We start from the raw sequence: 23,876 nt of genomic DNA, 5'->3' as shown, positions 1-23,876 counted from the left end.
ACTCTTGCTCCTACCCGGTATCGAAATAGTACCTACCATCCCAGATTCTGAACCAGGTTAGAGTTTACATTCAGATTACCCTCTGAAATTGGCCAGAAATAGTCTTTTGCTCCAAAGCGTTGCTGAAAGATATTAGTGGGCCTGTAATAGGTTTCTGTTGTTGATCCATAAATATTCCATCCGGTAATGGCCTTATTCATTTCGGTAGCAGCCATTTTCCAGCGACGCAGATCCCAGAAACGCTGTTGTTCAAAAGCCAGCTCATTTAATCGCTCCCTTTGAATAATTTCCCGAACACCGTTCTTAGTAGTTACTTTCGCCGGATTGGTAGAAAAATCAGACCATGCTTTAAGCACTGCAGGTATGCCGGCGCGTTCTCTAACCTTATCGAGGTATAGAAACACTTCCGCATCGGGGCCTTTTACTTCGTTAATACACTCACTATACAAAAGATAAAGATCGGCCAGGCGCATGAGTGGCCAGGGATACTGGATGGTAGTATAGCTGGATGGACTTCTTACATTATCCGGATGTATCCATTTTTTAATGGGATACCCTGTAACAGGGCCATTGTTGGCAGAGCTCTTTCCAATAGGATCCCCCAATTTGAACTGAAGCCAGTACAGATCAGATTCCAGCTTATCGTTAAATTTACCCTGCCCGTACCATATCCCGCCATCAAAGCCCAGGTAGGCATAAAAGCGAGGTTCCCGGTTAAAATTAAGCGATGCTGTAGCAAATCCGTTTCGTAAATAAAGACGGTGAGAGGATGTTGGCAGCCTGGTGGTGTATCGCTCTCCGTAGTTCCAGGTTTTGTCTTCGTTAATAGGAAGGCCATTGTTAGTATAGAACTGTTCTGCGACTTTCAAAGGCGCATTATACCGGTTATCCATCCATACTCTTGCCTGTGTGCTGGGGGCCCAATCCGGGGAAGCCAATATCTGTACCCTGTTGATCCAGCTTTGTGTGTTAGCCCATATAATTTCGGAATTCCATTTTTCTGAAAAAGCCATCCGGAGACTTAACTCGGTTTGTGTAGTATCACTAATTAAAAATGCTGCTTTTACAGTTGGATGTTCATATAGCTTGATACCTGCTTTTTCGCATACAGCAATGGCTTCCCGACAGGCGTCAGCAGCCTGCTGCCATTTGGCCTCGGAATAAGTTGTGTTGAATAACAGAGTACCATCCGGGCTTTTAAGAGCTGCCTGCTCCGCATTACCATTGAAAAGCGGACTGGCGGCAAAAGTCAATACCTTCGCCTTGAGGCTATAAGCTACCGGCTTCGTTATTTTACCGTAGTACTGCGGATCCACAATAATTTCCAGCAATTCTTCTTTGGCTTCATCCAGCAATTGCGCTATGTAGTTAAAACAAGAGTCTACGGGTTCACGAAATACTTTCACGTCTTTTACACCAGCAGAAACCGGGAGATTGACTCTTACAACCGGTATGGGGCCATACATACGTACCAGCAGGAAGTGATAAAAGGCTTTTAATACTTTTACCTCTGCGATCCACTGGCGTTTTTCCTGCATTTCCATATCCGGCACGCTCTCAATATTTTCCAGGAAAATATTACAGTCGCGGATGGCGCGGTACATATCAGTCCAATAACCATTACCAATAGGATCAATAACATTTTGGTTTCCTTCTGCGAGGCGCCGGTACACGCTGGTTTCACTTATATCAGGAAGCTCCCATACTTCGTCGCCGCCAAATAAAGCCGGGCTTCCATTCATATCTGCGTCTTTTGGCATATAAGAATAACAGGTGAACAGGTATTTTTCAGCCTCGCCGCGCATTGCAAAGGCATTTTCAAGCGTAGCTACATTGTCGGGAACAATATCCAGGTATTTCTTACAGGAAGAAAGGCAGGCTACGAACATTACCGCTAACGCAATTATTTTTATTCGCATATCTTTTACTTTAGAGCTTTGTTTTGCCGAGACCCTGGAGAATCTATTTCCGGTGATGAAAGAAAAGTTTATCATACTTCGTTTCATTTTATATATTATAGGTTAGTTGAAATTAAAATGCACACCCAGGTTATATACTTTTTGTACCGGGTAGGCTAAGCCATTACCGGCCATCTCTACATCCCAGAGTTTAAACTTGCTAAACGTTAGCAGGTTATTGCCACTGAAGTAGATCCTGATTGCAGAGGATCGTATCTTATTGGTTAACCGCTTGGGAAGCGTATAACCCAACTCTACGGTCTTGAGGCGGAGAAAAGCACCGTTTCTCATAAACCAGGTGCTGGTTTGTTCATTGTTTGGATGAACGAAATTGCTGAGGCGGGGCCATAACGCATAGATATTCTGATTTTGCTCATTCCAGAAATCATCAGCGATTACCTTTAATACCTGACGATCGTTTACAAAAGGAGTTATAGCTCCGTAATTGATCCAGAAAGATTCATTGGCCAGGCCCTGGAAAAACAGGGACAGATCGAATCCCCGGTAAGACGCCGAAGGTCCGAACCCATAAGTTATTTCCGGCACTGTAGGATAACCGATAGGCACCTGATCCGCTGCAGTGATCCGTCCATCGCCATTTACATCCAGGAATTTGATATCACCGCCCAATACCGGGCGACCAAAGTTCTGGGCAGGAGCGTTAAGCGCATCTTCATCATCAACAAAAAGGCGCTCAGAAATGTAACCATAAGCCTGGTTGATATTTTGGCCCAGCCTGGAACGCCAGGGCTCTTTGTAATCAGGCTCTTCATTTACCAGGAATTTGTTAGTGGCGTAGGTGAAGTTGCTCATGGCAGACAAAAACAAACCGTTGTCGAAGGTTTGACTTACCGTCAATGCGGCATCAATACCCTGAGATGAAGCTTCTCCTACGTTGGCACGTATAGGAGCCGACAATCCCATAGTAGTTGGAATAAAGGCACGTGTCATCAGGATGTTGGTACGATGCTGTTTGAAAAAATCAACATTCAGTGTAATAGCCCGAAACAGCCCTAATTCCAGCCCTAAATTCTGCTGATAGGACTTTTCCCAGGTAATATCTTCATTGGCATACCTGTTAACAGACACACCCGGCAAATACCTGGCAGCACCCGCCAGATCCCTTCCAAAAGTAGCGCCCCTTGCGGTTGCACTCATGTTTACTTCCGAAAGGTAAAAGAAGCGATCATCAGCAGATCCAATAGCATCGTTACCGATAATCCCGTAGGTATAACGAAGTTTTAAGGTGTTTACGGTATTCTTTAGCTTTTCGAAAAACCTTTCATTGTGAATGGTCCAGGCAATTCCACCGGAAGGAAAAAATCCAAAACGCTTTTCCTGGTAAAATCGTTCAGAGCCATTATAACCAAAATTAAACTCGGCATGATAGCGGGTATCAAAACCATAGGTGAACCTTCCTGATAATCCTGTATTTCTCAGTGGAAGAGAATTCAACAGGGTATTAGCGGCAGAATTAAGCCGTTGCTGCATGATACCCACCAGCATACCGCTTATATTATGTACTTTGTTAAGTACGTTATCATAATTCAATACCCCCTGGGCATAAAAATTAGAATTAACTTCTCTGCTGTTTGGATTGCCATTAAAATCCAAATATTCCCTTCCTACAGGACCAACCGGTTGCGGATTGGCTGATGAATTGATAACGTTATAAGAATACTGCTGCGTTAGTGGATCATAATTAGATACTTCATAATAAAACGGATTATACGAACGGGTGACCGTGTTATACGCATAACGCTCTATATTGAACATACCCCTGAAATTTAGCCCCTTGATCACTGTTCCAAGGTTCTGGGCTATTTCCATCTGCGCCATCATTTTAGAGCGATTCCAGTCGCGGTATCCTCTCACCATCTCCGCATACGGATTAAGGTATAAAGAACCACGGTTGCTGCGGGTTACATTGTTACCGAAAATGATATGTTTCACAAATGAATGATCTTCATCTTTTGGAAAAGTGGCAGGGAACTGAACCGGGTTAGAGCGCATTACCATTCCGTACATTTCTTCGCCGTTATAGATCGGGCCCCGGTAATCATCAAAATTACCGTACAGTCTTACTGTCAGCATAGTGGACTTAGTGAGATCGATATCTATATTAGAACGCAGCGAATAACTTTTCAAATTGATATTGCTGTTGAAATTATTTACCGGGTCTACCTTTAATACTCCATTATCCTGGTTTAAAGCTCCCGAAATGAAATAGCGAGCCACACCTCCACCGCCGCTCACGTTTAATGCATAACGCTGGTTGCTGGTATAATCTTTAAACAGGATATCCCTCCAGTCGTTAGCCGGATAAATATGCGGATCTGAGCCGGGCTGCCCGGTACGATTGATCTTATCCTCAGAATAAAGGATGCTACCCAGCCGATCCCTCGTCAATACGGCTTCATTGGCCATCTTCATATAAGTAACAGGATCGGCCAATTCAACATCAGTAGTTGGCATGGAAAACGCCTGGTCTACACGCAGCGATATTTTAGCACTTCCTGCCTTTCCTTTCTTTGTATTAACAAGGATAACACCATTGGCTCCCCTCGCACCGTACACAGCTGTAGACGTGGCATCTTTTAAAATAGAAAAGGCTGCTATATCATCTACGGTTAAGCGGGCCAGGTCGGTTGTTGTCGATTCGATCCCGTCTATTAAAATAAGGGGACCGTTCTTATAACCAAAGGTGGTGACACCTCTTACAAAAAACTCAGCATTATCCCTGCCGGGTTCGCCACTTCGCTGATAGCCAATAACACCCGCTACTCTTCCTGCTAAAGCTGTTGTAAGATTACTGGAAGGAATTCTCAATTCTTCCGGATCGATAGAAGTTACAGAGCCTACTACCTGCTCTTTCCTGCGTGCTTCAAATCCTACCTGCACTACTACCTGGCTAAGACTTTGTGCAGCATCATCCGATTCCAGTACGATGACCAGCTCTTTTCCCGTACTGGCCAGGAGGGTTTTTGCCTTGTAATTGATTGCAGATACCTGTACAGAATCTTTACCGGAAGATGCCGTAATAAAGAAATTACCATTGGGATCGGTTGCCGTACCTCTTGCTGTTCCTTTTATACCTACCGTAGCGTTTTCAATAGCTGCACCATCCTGGTTGATTACCTTACCAAACACCCTGACCGTATCCTGTGCCCGGGCAGAGCCCGCAATACACAGCAGGCCAAACAGCAACAGGAGTTGGTGCAAGGTTAGTTTCATTTTAAAAGAATGCAGCAGAGGTTTTATTTTCATTTTGACTCGTTTATATTTAATGCGTTAATACTACATACCGGTAGACACAAGCCTGCTTTCCGCTAAAAGAAAGCCTGTTGCGGCAGGGAAATTTATGCGCCTTCACCTGTGACAATAATATTGCCTGAGTTACCTGTTATGAAAAGTAAGCAGCTATGGGGCTCTTATACGGCTTTCATGTAGTAAAGTTTTGAATAAACATTAGTATAAAAAAAATGTTACAGACAGGCATTGCGATCATCTATACCTCACCTGATTTTTCAACTACATTTCGTTCAAACACTAAAAAAATTGTCAGTTAAAAACGCCCGCCAACATAAAAAATCCAGTCTCCTATGGTTTATCAGTTATTATGCTCCAATTTATTACTTCCCTACGGCGTATTGTATTAAGCTTTCCAGATTACATTAATCATACTTATCCTCAAAAAAGTTTACCCGCCGAAGGGTAGCAAGTTGTACAATCGTTATTCCTGTACTAAAATAATATTAGTTTAACAAGATCCTGTCCTGACTTGTCCTGCATACAGCAGAATACGTCAGGCATTCATGCAAAATTGGTTTGAAATATACAAAGATGTCACCAATTGGTGTATAAACACCAGGCTTTCATTGGTAGCAAAGCTGGTCATTTCTGGTATTCAGGGAATCATGTTGTTTGAGCCATATTTAATAAGCATAATTCATTCTGCCTATTGGTGCACTATCTCCGGTAATATAATAATCCATTATATCATCATACTTCGTTACATGATCGGCTACTTTGAATTCAAAAGAAACATTATTGGGGGTAAGTCCTACTGCATCAAGCGGAACAGCTACCTGCATGATATTATGTTTTATAGTATAGCCGGCACTGTCTGAGCTTTCCCAGTTATAGCCTCCTGACGATTTTTCTACAGAGGTTGTTTTGGTTGTAATAGGTTTACGGTTAACAATATATTGATAGCCAGCAAAATTACTTCCCGTTTTTTTGGTATGAATGAGAATATTCATCCAGTTGACATCCCTTTGATTATAAGCAGTAACAGGTGCTGCTGTTGTTACCCGGAAGTATAGAAATTGTTTATCGTGGGCTACCTTTATTTCAATGATGTCGTTACGATTGCTGCTATCCCTGTAGACCTGGGTACCTGTTGCATTAGAAAAATTACGGCTCATAGCATCTCCTGCCACATCTGTGTATACTGCTCTCACATCTTTCCATTGGTTGTCGGTTCCTTTAGATATATCTATAGTCTTTTCTATGTAACCCAATGGCGGGTTTCCTTTCAGCTTAAAACGTCGTATGTTTCTTGCAAGCTGCAGATAGAAATTATCCTGATAGCCACCACGCATCATTTCTATATCCCTGGAAAACTCATGATTATAGACATCCACAAAAAACACTTTATCGTGTCCATGTGCGTTAGCGTACTTAATCGCCATCCATTCATTGAACGAGGTTACCAAAACATGATTGATCTCAGCTTTGCTTTGAAACACAGCATCCCACATCGTCTGAAAATTAGCACCTGCGTTCCAGTCTTTTTCTATTTGTTTGGTTGCATTATTATATCCCCTGCTGCTTTCGGGGTGCATGGCACTTGCTGCTATAACCGAGTGACTGTGTTGTGCCACAGGAACAGCAACTGTTCCATTATGATTCCATTGGGGGTACTGCCAGCTCATCCAGGGAATTGATGCCGGGTTATAGTCTCCATTGGGCCATTGCGACTCTCTTACATCAAAGTATTGCTGCATTGCTGGTTTTACAAAATCAGTAAAGCCGTTATACTTGGTCATGTCGGAGGCTTTGCCATTTTTTTCGGTAATACCAATGATCATCGGTTTACCTCCGGGGCTAAACCATAAATGATCATAAGTTCCTGACTTATAAAACCGGTTATAGAGATCGTCTACTGTTGTACCAGAAAAGCTATTGGTATAAAAAACTATTTTAGGCGCTTTAAACCCTTGCTCCATAAACATTGTCAACACCCTTAGCAGGTTCTTTACCGGTTCTTCATAAAGCACCCGGTTGGTGGCATCAATGCACAGATAATCTACACCGGCATTAGTGAGTAACTCTACATGTCGTGTTACTACCCAGGGATCGCTCATGTTATAATAACCGTAAAGTGGCTCTCCCCAGAAATGGAATTCATTAAGCGGGCTTTCCGGTCTACCCTTTACATCATTTAAGGCTTCAGGATTAGTCTCTGATAATTTTTGAATGTCATACACATTTTTTTGTCCGCTTTGGTGTTGCCCCAGCCATAAAGAATAAAAAATACCAACCGTTTTTTCTTTTGCCTGTTTCCCCCCGGCAGGACCGAAACTTCTGCTTAATGCATCGGTTGCAGCAAGCCGAAACATAGATTGTTCTGTCTTTAACTGTAAATAACCTTTTTTGTTTTGCCCGCTAACAGGTAAAAGCATAGCAGCAGTTCCGGCCAGCAACAAAGACAGGCAGTATTTGAGTAGAAACATATAGAATGATTTAGGGCAATTCTGTTTTTGCAGATTCTAAGCCAAAGTGATTAACCGTACTAATCGATATTTTTCCAGAGTCATTCCAGGGTAAACTAATATCGGTGCGTAATTCAGGCAATGAAAGTGGATAAGCATCATCTCCGTTGGTATCGAAACCCTGGTACACTCCAGAAGAAGGAAAACGGCCCACTAAATGCCCCCCTTTATAAATATTAAAATGGCTGATGCCTGATTCGATATCTGCATCAGCTTTCCAGCTCAGCTCAACAGTCATATTATGTCTACGAAATAATTGAAGCTCGTACGGTGCCGGCGGAGCTGTACGATCCACAATAGTTCCGGACACTATAAATTCTCTCCATTTCACTGCGGTTAATGAATCCGGAAGCCAGGACGCGCCAAGCATTTTACCTGGATAGCTTTTTTCGGAATATATGTTTAATGAGGCCGTATCGCCTAACCAGGCTTTGGACCTGTCTATTTTGCGCATTGCCATAAATCCGGCACCCGGCTTTTCAGGCATTCGTTGTTGCATCACTGATTCAAAAAACGGGATGGCCATATAACGGACAAAACTATAATTGTGATTCTGGTACCTGGTAAGCGCAATGCTTACCATACCATCGCTTTTTCTTAATTCTTCGAAAGTCCGAACTGCAGATTCCCAGCAGCAGGCATCTCCCTCCGGACCAGCATACCTGATCATTACCGGAACCTGCATAGCTTCTTTAGGATAATTAAAGCTGGCATCTAAACCTGGGGAATAACTAAAAAGCGCCATCACTCTTTCGGGATAGGCGGCCATCATTGCCTGTGACCAGTATCCTCCGCCCGAATGCCCCCACAACAGCCAGGGCACATTTTTCAGAGACGGGATCTTTGCCAGTATACTGATTTGACTGAGGGTTGTTAATAAGGCGTCAGCCGATCCCGAGGCGGGAGTCTTCCAGTCATGGCAGTTGTTTTTGGCAAACAGATCGGGGCCCACAATTGCCAGTTGAAATTTTTTCGCGAATGCCTGATACTGTACATCATAAGCCGTTGCCATACCGCGTCCCTCCATGGTACAACCATGCTGATGAATCAATATTCCATTAATACTCGTTACTCCCTCAGGTATAAAAACGGCATAGCGTGCCGAATCTATTTTATACTCAGCTTTTTTTTGTGTGATGATATATACCTTTCCATTTGCAGTCATATCCACTTTATAATTGGTCAGCTCCCTTTGCTGTCCCCTAGCCGTAAGGTTGCTTACCTGCAGTATCAAATAGATAAAAAAGATGCTATACCTGTTCATTGTTTTAATAAGTGCTTTCTTTATTGATTATTCATGCATCATTAGAATGCATGAAAATATTGTCTATTATTTGCCAGATTGTTCCCCAAAATTGTAAAATAGTACCTTTAGCGAACTTTTCATTGCCAACCTTCCTGTATATCTGCTTCTTCCATTATGTTGTCACCGGCATTTTCGTTCCGGCCCATTATCCGGTTCGCTAAAAAATCTAATGTTAATCTTTAAGTGTTCTATAAATGGAGGTATATTTTGAGCTGTATTTAAAATTTAATTTCCCATGGCGTAAGTATAACTTAACCGGCCCAGGGGAAGCGAGCTGCCCGAAGTGTAATAAGACATAATATCCTGAGGTTCGGCTACATCTGCCGCTACTTTAAAGTAGAACGTTCCCGATGCGCTCAACCCAACTGCGGCCTTTGGACAACTAATCTGAAGCACATTTCCACTGATTGTATACTTAGCTGCACCGCTGGCTATTGTTTTAAAATCAGGCTGTAATTTTCCTACCGAAACCGTCCCCGAAGCATAACTATTGCCAATCAAATAATCATAGCTCTCCCAGTTCTTCAGTGAAGGAGCTCCGGTACCTATCAGTATATTCACCCAATTAGTTTTGCTACCCGGGTTATTAAAGTTATTTCTTCCCCGTATAAAGAAATAGATTTGTTGATCATCATGTGTCACTTTTATTTCCTGTATATGATTTTCCGGCGCGGGCTGTGTGTATCGTATAATAGTAGCAGCGCCCTGCGAGTTGCGCTCATGCCTGTTTTTACTAATATTAATTGCAGTATAAGGGATGCTCTTCCATTGTTTTTCCCCGGCAGTGATATCTATAACTGCTTTTTTTGAGGCCGTAACATCATTACTCAGACCTTTATATCTCCTGATGTTACGGATCATCTGGATATAAAACGCATCCTGGTAACCGCCTCTCATAGGTTCTATGTCTCTTGAATATTCTTTGTTGACCGCATCTACCAGAACATATTCATTCCAATAAGGTTGTTTATACGCAATCCACTCGTTCCATCCCCCAATTGAAATTATATCCGGATTAGCGGCAAGGGCATAATCCCATTGTGTTTGAAAAAAAGTTCCCTTATCTACGTTTTCAGTATTATTATGCTTAGATAGTGGATCCCATCCCCTGCCCCAATTAGTCATTTCGTTCGGCCTGGTTAATGAAAAGGACATGGGAACATTGGGATGACTGGCTACAGTTACATTCATTACTCCATTATGCATCGGCTGTGGGTGAATCCATTCTACCCAGGGGAACCCATCTGCATAAACCGGATCACCAGGCCACTGAGGCCGGTAGAAATGAAAGAAGTTTAGAATATCAGCGTTTAGAACGCCAGGAGCATAATCATTGTCGCCCCTGGATCTCGCCTCATTCAAGTCATCCTGCACGTTGGTATAGGAAATGATCATCGGTTTGCCATTAACCCTATACCAGGTGTCTGAAAACAAGCCTGGCTGATAAAGCTCCCTGTAAAGCTCCCGCGTGGTTTGAAAGGACCTGGAGTGGGTATAAAAAGCTACTTTGGGAGGACTGAAGCCGTTCTTTTGATATTCATCTATAATGGCCAGCAACTTCATGAAAACATTTTTATAGATAAATGCATTGGTTGCGTCAAAGTAAATAAAATCGATACCTGCCATGGTCAACATCTCTACCTGTTTTCTCAATACCCATTCGTCTTCAGAATTATAGTAACCCCAAATAGGCTCTCCCCAGAAATGTGCCTGACCATTCGGACTGATTGTTTCATCCTGGTGTTGAAAGTCAGTCAGCAATTTTAACCCGTTGGGCATTGCTAATATTTTAGATGCATCATAAATATTACCGGCATGCGGCTGGCCGATCCATAACCAAAAGAACAACCCAACCTGTTTATCTGCCTTCATGGAAGAAACACTTTCGAATATCCGTCCAAAATGATCAACTCCGACAATATTGTTAAAGTTATTTAACCGCTCTGCATCAGGACCTGCCTCTTTTTCTTCGTCGGATCTGTCAGGCGTTTTTTTACAGGCGCATAAAAGCAGTATAGCAAATACACCTGAGAAAATGACTGTAAATATTTTTATGTTCATCGTATAATTTTATATCAATGATTGACATCTATTATTTGGGTCAGGATCTATCACTTCATTTAACGCGATAATGTTTACAACAACCCGGATCGCTCTATCGGACGACCTGTATAGCTAATACGCTAAACTACAGTTGCAACAACTTCTTCCAGCGTATCAGCGATACAAGTCCGGTAAATCAAGTAAAGTTTGCTGAAACATTTTAACGCCGCCGCCTTCGTTAGGATGATGATAAACCTGCCACCCATAGCTGCCACTATAATCTTCCCAATACATAGAAGATTTATCAACGGTTTTACCATCGCCATCCACCGATGTTGGCAAATCAAACCGGCATCCTTTGATATTCAAATCGGCCCTCACCTTAGCTACCAGATCGTTTACCGCTACCTGTGTTCCACTTTCATTACTGGGAATATTATTAAGAATGGGTATTGATCCGTTGGATTTGATATAGCCGACTAACTCCTTTAGTTTAGCTTCTGTATTGCCTCCATTAGTGCCAATAGTAACCATTACATATTCTGTCTTGATAAAGGGTAGTTCATTCTTAATATAGTTCATCACCATATCGATCTGCGCGCCGCCACGTCCGCTGGACATAGCATTGCCACCCAATCGGCTTATTACCTGTTGTGTCCAGGCCAGGTGAAAATCTTTTGCCGGAAAGTATCCTTCGGGTTGCGTAATAGAATCTCCATACAGTAACAGTTTCACTTTCTTCTTTAAAGCACTGACAGTAATGCGCTTTACCAGCATGGATGTACCACTTGAAAGACCAAAGCAATAATAGTCCCATTGCATCCCCACGCCAAAACCGGGTTGCAATGCTCCTTTGCCAACTCCTCCCTGTCCGTCATTCACCGCAGAGATCTCAGTAGTTTGACGCGTTTGAACATCGGTTATCCGTAGCTTTGCCTGCTGGTAAACGTGGTATATTTCGACTATATACTCGCGATCGCCTTTTAAAAAATCAACTTTTTTTTCTGTTACAGGGTTCGTAGCGATACTTATTTTTTTGTTAGGAATATCTACAAATGCGTTAAAATCCTTTTCACTGCTGTGAAATACGGCTTTAGCATCGGCAGACAACTTTATATGATACTGAATTTTTCGTTCGGCAAGCGCGTAAAACTTATCCAGTTTAACGGTGTTTGTTGTCCCGGTAATTGTTAAACCCTGCGATGTATAGCGCGCTACATCATTTAATATCAATTCCGGCTGCTGTATATTCGACAAACGCTTATCAAAAAGAACAGCCAGGGTTTTATCTACTTCCGGAGCCACTACTTTAATTGCTACTGTTTTACGAATAGTCTTATAGCTTACAGTAACTGTTGTTTCACCTTCAGCTATTGCTGTTACCATTCCATTATCAACAATGGCTACGTTTTCATCGGAAGAGCTCCATTGAAAGCCAGGCTGGTTTGCAGTTGCAGGTACAGCACTGACAGAAATCTTTTCTGACTGACCGGTTTCCATAACCAGTGATTGCGTGCCCAGTTGCAGATCAGTTAATCCGTAACTATCAGCGCTTGTATTTTTCACGCAACTGGTAGCCGCATTTACAGATAATAAAGCCGATACAACTATTATTAAAATCATCATTTTATTTTGCATTTATTGTAGCTATTATATTCTATTGCTGCTATAAGACAACACGAGCCAGTTCAAAACCATTTATGGTGAATGTTGACCAGGGTTTCTGATTAGTACTGTACTGACTCCTGATATTGTATACCACTCCAATGCTGAATGTTCCTGCGGCAGATACATTAAACGGTAGTTCTACTATTTTATTCTGGTAGGCTATCAAATCTACATAGCGCATTACTGATGAAGCGGCTGTTACGGTAGTATAATCCGGAAGTGCAGCTCCGCTCACAACTACACCATAAATATCTACCGGCCCATCTGCATCGGCTACATCAATTTTTAAGACATAGTTACCCGGCTGCAGGGTTAAGGTTTGATGTAACTTGCCATTTGTCACCAGTGGCAAGCCCCATACAGAAGCTGTGAACAGGGACAACTTTGTGTTATCATAAGTTGCGATAGCATTTGCACTATGTGTCCAGCCCAGTACCTTCTGCAAGCGATAATCTCCAAGCGCAGGAAAAGGGTTGGATCCGTCTCCTACAAATGGATTTTTAGCATTTGTTAGAGCTACAGCAGTGCTGGATGAATAACTGGTAAGACCATTATCCCCGCTGGTAGTTTGCGCATTATAAACATCAATTTCAGAAAACACCAGTCCCGGTGTATTGGCGTCGTACATTTCAACTGCAGTGATCCTGAAGTACCGGGCATTCACCGATTTTTGCAGGGGCAATGTCTGCTTTAAAAAGCTTACATTAAGGGTACCCTCCAGAACGGTTGTCCAGTTCGTATTATCCAGGCTTACATCAATACGTATTTTTTTTGCTGATTTTTCGTTAGTATAAGAATGCAATAAATTGAAACCATCAATAACCTTAGAGGTCCCCATATCAATCTTAATCCAGTGCTGGTCGGCAGGTTTAGAACCTGAAGCAGAAGACTGCCAAAGTGTTGCAGCGTTGTTATCAATTGCCATAGCCGCGCTACGTCCCGCAACCTCGTCAGATACACCGGCTATTTCCCACCCGATTTTCTGGAAGTTAAATAACAAAGCGCTCTTTGCATCTACGTTTGAAGAAAGAAAATGGTCAATTGCCGAAGCCTCCGGCTTATAACGTGAATAGAAATAATACGGCTGGTTAACATCGATACTGTTTAATACAACTGAGTTTTGGGTTGCCGGCATAGCCACGCTATCCTTTTTACCGGCTGTATTCGTAAAGGAAACAATCACATCTGTCTCATTCTCAAATGCCTGCTCAAACATGATCTCAATAGAAGTTGAAGAGTGATCTACCTGATCCTTCCACCGTCTCGGCTTTAGACCACCTTCATAACCTGCACCGTAAACTTTGGCCTTAACTGCTTTGGGGTTAGAAACTGCGCCTTCAGCATTCATAGTAACTACCTTCAGGATGTGCTCCTGTTCAGAGAGATCGTCTACCACAACTGACTGAACCGGTCCGGTAACTTCAAACTCTTTAAAGCTGCCATTGTTATAAAACACTTTTCCCCTGACAGCTCCAGCAGGCACTGAAAATTCTACCCTGGCCCGGTTTTTACCGGGATAGGCAGCCAGATCATCTACTGCAACCGGTACAGCAGCTTCTTCTTTTTTGCATGAAGCAGCAAGCACAAAAAGCAACAAGGGTGTGAAAAGAAAATTCTTCATACTTTCTATTTTTAGTAGTTTTAGTTTAAACATGTATTACCGCCAGGCTTCAGGTTGTAACATGCCTGTCATTTTTTTTGCGTCCTCAAGTGGTATCGGCATTACCAGGTACTTGTCCGTATAAGATTGGTAATCTCTTATTTTCCTTCTTTCATAACTAAATTTTCCGTCACTCCCTTTCGTAATTCTCATCCCGGTAACAAACCTGTTGGTTGGATTTAGAATTTTCCAGCGCCGCTGATCAACAAAACGGTACTGGCCTTCCAGGCAATATTCTACCCGGCGTTCGTTCCTGATGCGGGTTCTCAGGAAATCCTGGGATGCCGCGAAACCTGGAACGGATTGAATATCGGGCTGACCGGCACGTGTTCTTATTACATTTAATGCCGTCATCGCGCCCGGGAGGTCGCCGGCTTCACATAAGGCTTCTGCCTTTTGAAGGTAAAATTCAGCCAGGCGGAAAAACACCCAATGCGTAGGCTCGTTCCCTTTCGCAGTTCCGGGTCCCCAATAAGTAATTTGTTTATCTTTCCTGCTGTAATAACCTGTGCAGGAATTTTGTGTTTCCCGGGATATAACATCGTTGTAACCATTTCTGCCGCCAACAAAGGTTTCAATAATGTAGGGCTGGGTTCCATTAAATGGCACTCCATAGTCTGCCATATTATACAATATATTTACATAAAACCTTGCGTCTCTGTTGGCATAAGGGTTTCCACCCACTTCCTCACTATAGCCCTGGGTTGCAGCAGCCGGGTTTACCGTTATTTTTGTCCTGGTAGCATCATTATAGGTAACAGGAAGAGCACCATTCTTCATTTCGAAGCAATCGACCAATTCCTGGGTAGGCGACTCCCCGCAGTTCCATATATTATTGATGGATGCAAAAGGATAAGGCCCTACATTAACACCATTGGTGTTATTGATATGAGAATTGTCAGACCAGGCACGCCATATAATTTCTGAAGCAGGATTGGCATAAGCTCCAATAAACAGTCGCTTATAATTCTCCATTGGAACGAGGCTATAACCTGGCAGATTAATTACATCCTGAGCAGCATTGGCGGCACGAGTCCATTTAGCTGCGTCATTCTCAGGGTTATTAAGCGGACTTGCATTATACAGAAGCACTCTTGCTCTTATAGCATATGCAATGGCATTATCTACATAACGTACATCGCTTTGAGCGGGGTTTCCCTTTGCCGGTAACACGCCCGACTGTATAACGGCAAGCAGCTCTTCTTCGATTTTACCCGATATTTCATTAAAAGACGGGCGTTTAAGCTCGTTCCACCCCATAAAATTGGGATCAAAAGGTTCATCTACCCAGGGAACAGCCCCATAAAACTCCAGCAGGTTCATGTAAAACCAGCACCGAAGCACACGTGATTCCGCTATCCATAAAGTGCGTTGATTTTCATTGATTGCAGTTGATTGTGGCAAATATTTGATAGCATTATTAGCCAGCCGTATGCCTCTCCAGAAGTCGGGCCAGAGCTGCTCGGCGGGAGAAGACCAATCCCAGGTTATTACCGGATCAGTTAAGGAAAGTGATCCATTGTGCCATCTATATGCATTATAGGTAGCAGCCCAAAATGCATTGTCCGTGAGGGCTTCAATGGGGTTATGAACAAATGATATCATATCGCGGGCCTGGTATATTTCCCCGTATACTGCGTCTCTCAAACCCTTGCTTCGATCGAAATCATTAAGTACTTTGTCTATTGTTATTTGCCCGTCGGGTGTTTTTTCCAAAACTTTCTGGCAACCCATCATTGCAAGTGTTACCCCAAAAAGCAGTAAAAAGAATTCATTTTTCATAATATTATTTTTTAGCATCGAATCTTAGAATGTTACGTTTAATCCAATATTGTAAGCTTTGAAAACAGGATACAGCAGACCACCGTTTTGCTCGGGATCCTGGTACTTTACAGGATACCTGTCAAAAGTGAGTAAGTTTAAACCGTTGGCATAAATCCTCACGGCTGAAGAGCCAATCTTTCCTGACAGCTTTTTGTTAAGCGTATAACCTACTTCGAGGTTGCGCAACCTGATATAGCTCCCATCAGCGTTCCAGAAGTCTGATGGTAATTTACTCGCGCTGCTTCCCGGATCCAGACGTGGATAGGTTATAGGTAGTCCGGCTTCATATCGCTGCTGGCTCCATGCTTCTTTATGCCATTCATTAAAATTGTAGGTTTCAAAAAACCTTTGTCCTGTTATCAGGTAACTTCTTTCAGCTACGCCCTGCCACATCATACTAAAATCAAATCCTTTAAACTGTATGCTGGTTGCTGCCCCAAAAGTCCAGGCCGGGAATTCGGGACTACCCAATGGCACCATATCCGCATCGGTTATAACACCGTCGCCATTCATATCCATATATTTCAAATCTCCGGGCTTGGGAGTTGCCCCTATACCCGATTGATCATACCAGTCGAGAATATCCTGTTCGGAATTAAAAAAGCCGGCTGTTTTATATCCGAAATATTGTCCCAGGGGAAGGCCTGTACTGCGGGTTCTGTATGCATATTCTTCAGGCAGCATCACCTCGCTCAGGTACAACACTTTGTTTTTATTATAGGCACCGTTTAGTCTCACATCAAAGCGAAAATCATTACCGATCAGTTTCTTGTATGCTGCACTCACTTCAAAGCCTCTGTTCTCAATTTCACCTGCGTTGATCTTCGGAAGTATACCAGATACAAACACACCACCAGTACCAAACATACCTGTTGGTACCAGGCCGTCTGCAGGTATCAGTATATTATTACGTCTTTCATAGAAAACATCCGCCTCCAGGCTAAAGTCCCTGAACAAACGGGTTTCCAATCCAAGGTTCAGCTTGTTGGCTTTTTCCCAAACCAATTGCTCATTTCCGATCTGGCTCTCGAGGCTTCCGTTCCATAAAGTAAGGAAAGCAAAGCGGGCTCCATTCATATTATCATTACCTACCTGCCCATAAGAAGCGCGAATTTTTGCAAACGTCAACCAGGGAGCCGCGTCCTTTAAAAAATTTTCCTGTGAAGCGACCCACCCTACCGAAAGAGAAGGGAAAAAACCCATTTTATGACCGGGAGCAAACTGTTCCGAACCGTTATAGCCGAAGTTGGCTTCCGCCAGGTATTTATCTTTAAAACCATAGGTTATACGGCCCACATATCCAATGTAGTTAAAGGGAAGCTGGATATTAATAACCCGTTGATACCGGTTGAACAAGGCCATTGCTGTAATGTCGTGATCACCAAATGAACGTGCATAATTAATAGATGCATCTATATTAAGCAGATTCCATTGCGATTGTGCCTGGGCATCCGATAAGGTACTATTAGGGTTGGTTCCGGTTCTTTCATAAATAACTGAATCGGGATTGGTAGGGTGTCTTTTAGCTTCGTATAACTGAAATGTTCTCTGGCGTACCTGTTGGTTCACCGCAGTGTTATCATAAGAAGCTATCACCCTTGCCGAAAGTCCCTTTGTAATAAAACCTAAAGACTGTGTTGCTCCCAGTGTTGCTGTAACCTGGTTGGTAAGGGTATTACGAAAACCCGACCTGTTCAGCATACCGTAGGGAACATTATTAATATTTCCCCCTTTTAAATAGGTTGACAATACTTCTCCGTCGGGAGTAACATCATTATGATAGTTATTCGGAGTTTGCAGTAAGGAGCCTATCACCGTAGAATAGGCATTGATATCATTCAAATAAGCGCCATTATTAGGAACAACAACCGGGTCATTTTTCTTTTGCATATAACCGCTGATATTCAGAAACATCTTCAGCGACTTGTTGATATCTATATCAAAGTTCGACCGGAAGTTGACGCGATTAGCTTTGGAGGTAGGATCGTAATCATATTCAGGGAACTTCTCTATACGAAAAACACCTTCCTGGAATAAATAGCCTACAGTAGTAAAGTACCGCATTTTTTCGTTGCCCCCACTTACGTTGACATTCATTCTTCTCATGGGAAAAAGATCTCTCATAAATTCTCCTACAAAATCCCTTACCGGATATAACTCCTTAAAGTCACCGGTTCTGTAATGCTCCAACTCTTCATCGGAATATATAGGCTGTCGTCCATCCTGTAATTCAACCTGGTTACGTAATACAGCATAGTCGTAAGCGCTGGTCATTTTGGGTAGCCGCGTTGGAGCCTGCCATGTTTGTTCGAAAGTGACATCTATTTTTGGCTTGCCTGAATGTCCCCTCCTGGTGGTAACCATAATCACTCCATTAGCACCTCTGACCCCATAAACTGCTGTTGCAGAAGCATCTTTAAGTATGGATATGGTTTCAACCTCCCTAGGATCCAATGCCGTAAAATCTCTTTCAACACCATCTACCAATATTAAAGGTTGCTGGCCATTAACGGTACTACGTCCGCGTATATAAAACTCCATTTGCTCCCCTCCCGGAACGCCCGAACGTTGCAGCACGCTTAAACCCGGCAGTCGTCCGGCAAGAGCTATTCCAAGGTTTGCTGCCGGTGTTTGCTTCAGCGCCGTTGCATTAATGGAAGATATAGCCGCAACGACACTTGCCTTTCGTTGCTGACCGTAACCAACCACCACAATATCAGACAAATCTTCAGAGGTAGTCACCATCTCTATCAAAAGAGAGTCCGCATCAACGGGCCGCGTCTGCGTCTTGTAACCGATATGCGTAATCTCTAAAACCTGTCCAACAGAAGCGCTTATAACAAAAGCTCCCGACTCATTACTCCTGGTTGTGTGGGTGGTGCCGCTAACAGTTACCGAAGCGCCGATGACCGGAGACCGGCTGACGGAATCTATTATCCGACCCGCAACCAGTTTAGTATCCTGGGCGGCAACTACGACAGAAGCCAAAAGCATCACGATTATCATTGGCAATGATAAGACAGGGCGGATGCAGCCCTTACAATCGTTATTCATACAAAATAGTTTTAGTCAATTCTGACGTGAATTTAGAAGGATATTTTTCTATCGGTGACCTGCTTTGTACTGATCGGCACAAAAAAAAATTATTCAGCGGAAATCATCTTTTAATAGCTGCGCAGCTTTAGGAATTATAGTTAACAACGGTTTTAACGCCCTGAAACCAAACCTTCCATCAGAAAATTATATAAGTAAAATATTGCAATTTCAAACAAGAATTACATGCGTGATCACATTTAACAGCACTTAGATGGCTTAAGTCTGCTTTTCTTTTTGGTAAAAACCAGGAGGCACTAGTTATGCCGGCCCATCTTTTAACTTTAAAAAAATAATGGCTAATCGGTGTTATGTAAACCTTCCGAAGTAGCATGTTTTCTGAATTCAGAAGGGCTCATTTCAAATTGCTTTTTAAAACAAATACTGAAATACTTCGCATTATTAAAACCTGTCTGATAGGCTATTTCAGCTATTGTGGCGTCTGCATGCTGAAGCAGGTAGGCGCTTCGCTTTAACCTGATATTCATGATAAACTCTTTGATTGACATACCCACTATATCATTGATCTTTTGATAAAGGATGGTTCTGCCCACATTCATGTCTGAAACAAATCGTTCAACCGAATAATCAGGATTATCGATGTTTCCCTCAATAAACTTCATGGCTTTGGTAAGTAACTCTTCATCCATCGATGAAATCGTTACATTAGAGGGATCTACCAAAAACCTTTTGCTGTATTTCTCTTTTAATTCCTGCTGGCTCTTTAGTATAGTTTCTGTTTGCTGTAACAGGTAGTTTACCTCGAAAGGCTTATCTATAAACACAGTTGCACCCATTTCGAGTGCTCTTACTTTATTCTGGTTATCGTCTCCTTTACCAGAAATCATAACGATCGGTATATGACTGGTTTTAAAATTTTGTCGCAGGCGACGGCACAGTTCAAAGCCATTAAAGCCAGGCATCATCAGGTCAGTAATGATCAGTTGCGGATAGATCTTCTCTGCTTTGGTGAGTCCTTCGGTTCCATCGCTTGCAGTATAAACATTGTACTTTTCGGAGAGTCTTTGCTCAAGATAGGACCTCAGGGAAGGATCGTCTTCTATCAGCAAAACACTATTCGCCTTCCTGGCATTTTTGCTGGTAGTATCAGGTTCCACTGTTTCCAGCATCATATCGTCTAGCTCTGATATCGTATAATCATAAACCGTTCCACCCACTTGCCCCGGATTTGCTTCTCTTTTAAAAGGCAGCAACATAGTAAACGATATCTTATTCATTTTATTCACCATCCAGATAGCTCCACCCAGCGCATCTACCAGTTCCTTTACAATAGCAAGTCCGAGGCCGGAGCTTTCTTCAAAGGTGGGACGCCGCGCCGACAAACGGTTGAATGAGGTAAACAGTGTAGCGATCTGTTCTTCCGAAAAATTATCGCCGGTATTTAACACTTCTACGGAAACATATTCTTTCTCCCCAGGATCCACTTCTCCGGACAAGCGGTTCAGTTCCTCCGGCGTAGACTCGTACACACGAACACCTACATAACCTTTGTTGGGTGTATATTTCAAAGCATTAGAAAAAAGATTCGTCAGTATCTTTTCGATGATATCAAAATCAAAAGCCACCAACAACTGCGATTGATGGGCAGCCATATCTGTTTCAATTTCCTTGCGGTTAGCATACAGCTCAAATAAACCAAACACATCTTTTACAAAACCTATAAAGTCTGCCACCTGTGGATTTAAGGTAATCTTCTGACTTTCAATTTCTCTAAACCGGAGCAGCTGGCTGATCATCCTTTGTATGCGGGTTACATTCTTTTCAATCACCTGCATATACGAAGCCGTTTTATCATTGACACCCAGGGTTTCTTTTAATTGTTTCAAAGGATCGAGCACCAGTGTCAACGGTGTCTTTAAATCGTGAGAGATATTAGTAAAGAAATTGGTACGCGCCTGGTTAAGCTCTCTCATATTTTGCTCCTTAATAGCCTCCAAAGCCAGCCTTTCCTTAAACACTTTTTTATTAGTGTAGTAACGGATCATGAAAAAAAGCAGGACGACAGCTATAAGGCTATATAAAAGATAAGCCCACCAGGAGAGGAAAAACGGAGGATCGACATGTATATAAAGCCTCGACACTTCCTGTCCCCATAATCCATCGTTGTTGGATGCTTTTACTTCGAAAACATAATCACCGGCTGGCAGGTCAAAAAACTGCACTGCGTTTTGTTTACGGTTGAGTAGCTGCCATTCATCTGAAAGGCCCCGCATCCTGTAGCTAAATTGATTCTTTTCTGCTTCCAGGTAACTATTTGAAGAAAAGCGGATCTCTATATTAGACTGGCTACTGGTAAGATTGATGCGTTCATCTTTTTTGTTGGAAAGACTGGAAATATCTTTTGACAAGGGTGAATGCTCTGAGCCTGCTGTGACTTTTAAATTGTTAACAAGAAAGCCGGTGAAGAATACTTTGGGGCGTTGCCTGTTGTCTGACATACTCGTGGGATCGAAAATCACGAACCCATTGGTACCACCAAAAAGCATTTCCCCTTTTGAGGTTTTATAAGCCGAACGGATGTAGAAAGAACCGCAACTATTGTCTTCATAAAATCTTGCTTTACTAAACTTTCCGTTCGACGGTTCATAATAATAAATGCCTTCACTGGTACTCAACCAGATATTTTTCGATCCGCTGTCTTCGAGAATACCAAATACCAATTTGGGTGGAAAGCCATTGGAGCTATTAAAATTGAGATAGGTGCCATCCGCTTTCAACAGGTTTATACCGCCACCTAGTGTACCCAGCCAAAGGTCACCGTTGGATGCTTCCCTGTAACAACATAAGCTATTCACTGCATAGGGCTGGTTTTTCAAATAATAGTGCCTGATCACCTTCCGGGTTACCGGGTTCACAATGAACAACCCGTCATGTGTGATAAACCGGAGCATTTTCTGCGCATCCTGGTACAGCGATTCAATTTCAAGTCTGATGGGCTTATTATCTGTTCCCAGTAGCGAAACCACTCCCACAGCGGCTTCTGCCGGCGCTTTATAAAACAGTACATTGTCAGGATCGGTCATCCACCAGGCCAATTGATGATCCTGTATAAAGTCGTAAATGGTGAGTGGCTGCTGGCTGTAGGGATTGCGAAAATCAAGACTGCTGAACCGATGGCTCAACGCGTCGTAATGAGTAATACCACCGCTAAAAGCGGCTATATAAAGTTTTTTTTTCTCCTGATCAAAGCGAAGACTTTTGATCATATTGGAATTAGGAGCGTTAGTGACTCCCTTTAAATAATGCGAAAAACTATTGCTTTGCCTGTTCCAGAAATTCAGTCCGCCACCCTCCGTGCCGATCCATATATTACCCTGCCTGTCTTCAGCGAAACTGCTTACAATAGGATGATTCAATGATTCCGGGCCTGGTTTGAAATATCTTACCGTTTTATCATATAGTGAGCTATACACCAATTTACCACCATAGGTTCCCAGCCAAACACCCTGATCAGGATCGGCATAAATCGTCCATATTGAATTATTAGGTAAGGAATACGCATCACTCAGGTTCATGGTTAACGTGGTGTGACTGTCATGAGCAGGATCATACAAAAAAAGTCCGGTTTGCGTAGCCACCCACATAATACCCAATGGATCCAGATATAACTTTTTGGCAATAACTAACCTGTTTCCATTGGCCAATATCGGCACATTACGTTGTATATGACCGGTGCCATCTACGGCGAAGATCCCGCCTCTACCTGTTAAAAAATAAAACAGATCGCCATACACCGCGACATCATTTGCAAGGTTGTCACTACCTACCCATGCAAAGTCTCTGAATGCCTTTGCATGGGTATCAAACCTCATCAAATTCCCTGCCTGTGACAAAAACACCAATCCTTTTGAAATCAAAACATGCTCAAAGTAGCCGCCTTTGGGTAGCAAAAAGCTTTGCAATTTTTTGGTGCGGGGGTGGTACATCAACAGGCTATCATCGCGGAGCATGACCAGGTTGCCATCATCGTTTAAACGAATAGATCTTATCCTGCCCGGCACATTCATTTCGAAAGAGAAACGGCTGTAATTGAATTGCAGCAAACCATGATTCGTGGTTAAGAACAAGCGTCCCTCTTTATCCTGCAGCAGCATTCCAAACCGCCATTTTGTGCCCGGTTCGGATGCTGACGCCAGTTCATTTAATTGATAAAAGCTACTACCATCATAAACAAAAACGGCATCGGGTCCTGTATACCATATACGACCCAGGCTATCTTTTGCAATACTTTGTATGCCGCCATAATAGGATGTTTCAGGCATTACATGAAAGCGGTAGCGCGTGGTATCAATAGCATTGGCCTTTTGAAAAAAGACCAATACCAAAATACTCCATAAATATACAATCCGAAGTCTGCCCATGAATCCAATTTGTTTCATCGTTATATCTGCTACTCAAAGCAGGGTCTCCAATATAATACAATTTGGTTACATGCGATTATGGATGCTCATTAAATAAAGTAACTGCCTCATACTTTATCGATAGCGGAGATTTTGTTTCCCTTTTTAATTTATTTGTATGTTTAT

Annotated in this window: 10 protein-coding genes; all 10 read right to left on the bottom strand. The window is 42.7% G+C overall.

Annotation, left to right across the window (positions count from 1 at the left end; all coding sequences use genetic code 11):
- Positions 1 to 32 precede the first annotated feature (32 nt).
- On the bottom strand, positions 33 to 1,919 hold the full coding sequence (locus tag ACLOAU_RS23100; RefSeq protein WP_427864276.1) for a RagB/SusD family nutrient uptake outer membrane protein: 1,887 nt from the start codon (positions 1,917 to 1,919) through the stop codon (positions 33 to 35).
- A 102-nt stretch (positions 1,920 to 2,021) separates the two neighbouring features.
- Complete coding sequence (locus tag ACLOAU_RS23095; protein ID WP_427864275.1) at positions 2,022 to 5,225, bottom strand: SusC/RagA family TonB-linked outer membrane protein; 3,204 nt, start codon at positions 5,223 to 5,225, stop codon at positions 2,022 to 2,024.
- Between the two features lie 668 nt (positions 5,226 to 5,893).
- Complete coding sequence (locus ACLOAU_RS23090) at positions 5,894 to 7,696, bottom strand: glycoside hydrolase family 71/99 protein (protein WP_427864274.1); 1,803 nt, start codon at positions 7,694 to 7,696, stop codon at positions 5,894 to 5,896.
- A 10-nt stretch (positions 7,697 to 7,706) separates the two neighbouring features.
- Positions 7,707 to 8,999 carry an alpha/beta hydrolase gene (locus tag ACLOAU_RS23085; protein WP_427864273.1) on the bottom strand — a complete coding sequence of 431 codons (1,293 nt, stop codon included), beginning with the start codon at positions 8,997 to 8,999 and terminating at the stop codon, positions 7,707 to 7,709.
- A gap of 267 nt (positions 9,000 to 9,266) precedes the next feature.
- On the bottom strand, positions 9,267 to 11,102 hold the full coding sequence (locus ACLOAU_RS23080) for a glycoside hydrolase family 71/99 protein (RefSeq protein ID WP_427864272.1): 1,836 nt from the start codon (positions 11,100 to 11,102) through the stop codon (positions 9,267 to 9,269).
- Positions 11,103 to 11,258: 156 nt separating this feature from the next.
- Complete coding sequence (locus ACLOAU_RS23075) at positions 11,259 to 12,710, bottom strand: Ig-like domain-containing protein (protein WP_427864271.1); 1,452 nt, start codon at positions 12,708 to 12,710, stop codon at positions 11,259 to 11,261.
- Between the two features lie 40 nt (positions 12,711 to 12,750).
- Positions 12,751 to 14,373 carry a DUF4998 domain-containing protein gene (locus tag ACLOAU_RS23070; RefSeq protein ID WP_427864270.1) on the bottom strand — a complete coding sequence of 541 codons (1,623 nt, stop codon included), beginning with the start codon at positions 14,371 to 14,373 and terminating at the stop codon, positions 12,751 to 12,753.
- A 36-nt stretch (positions 14,374 to 14,409) separates the two neighbouring features.
- The gene (locus tag ACLOAU_RS23065; RefSeq protein WP_427864269.1) at positions 14,410 to 16,194 is read right to left on the bottom strand and encodes a RagB/SusD family nutrient uptake outer membrane protein; all 1,785 of its coding nucleotides are present in this window, start codon (positions 16,192 to 16,194) and stop codon (positions 14,410 to 14,412) included.
- Positions 16,195 to 16,218: 24 nt separating this feature from the next.
- On the bottom strand, positions 16,219 to 19,242 hold the full coding sequence (locus ACLOAU_RS23060; protein WP_427864268.1) for a SusC/RagA family TonB-linked outer membrane protein: 3,024 nt from the start codon (positions 19,240 to 19,242) through the stop codon (positions 16,219 to 16,221).
- Positions 19,243 to 19,628: 386 nt separating this feature from the next.
- Positions 19,629 to 23,711, bottom strand: a complete 4,083-nt coding sequence (locus ACLOAU_RS23055) for a hybrid sensor histidine kinase/response regulator transcription factor (protein ID WP_427864267.1) — start codon at positions 23,709 to 23,711, stop codon at positions 19,629 to 19,631.
- Positions 23,712 to 23,876: the final 165 nt, after the last annotated feature.

This window comes from Paraniabella aurantiaca, from assembly GCF_050309965.1.
Classification (GTDB): Bacteria; Bacteroidota; Bacteroidia; order Chitinophagales; family Chitinophagaceae; genus Niabella.
Note: the sequence above shows the minus strand (reverse complement) of the source record. Positions and strands in the feature narration are given on the sequence as shown.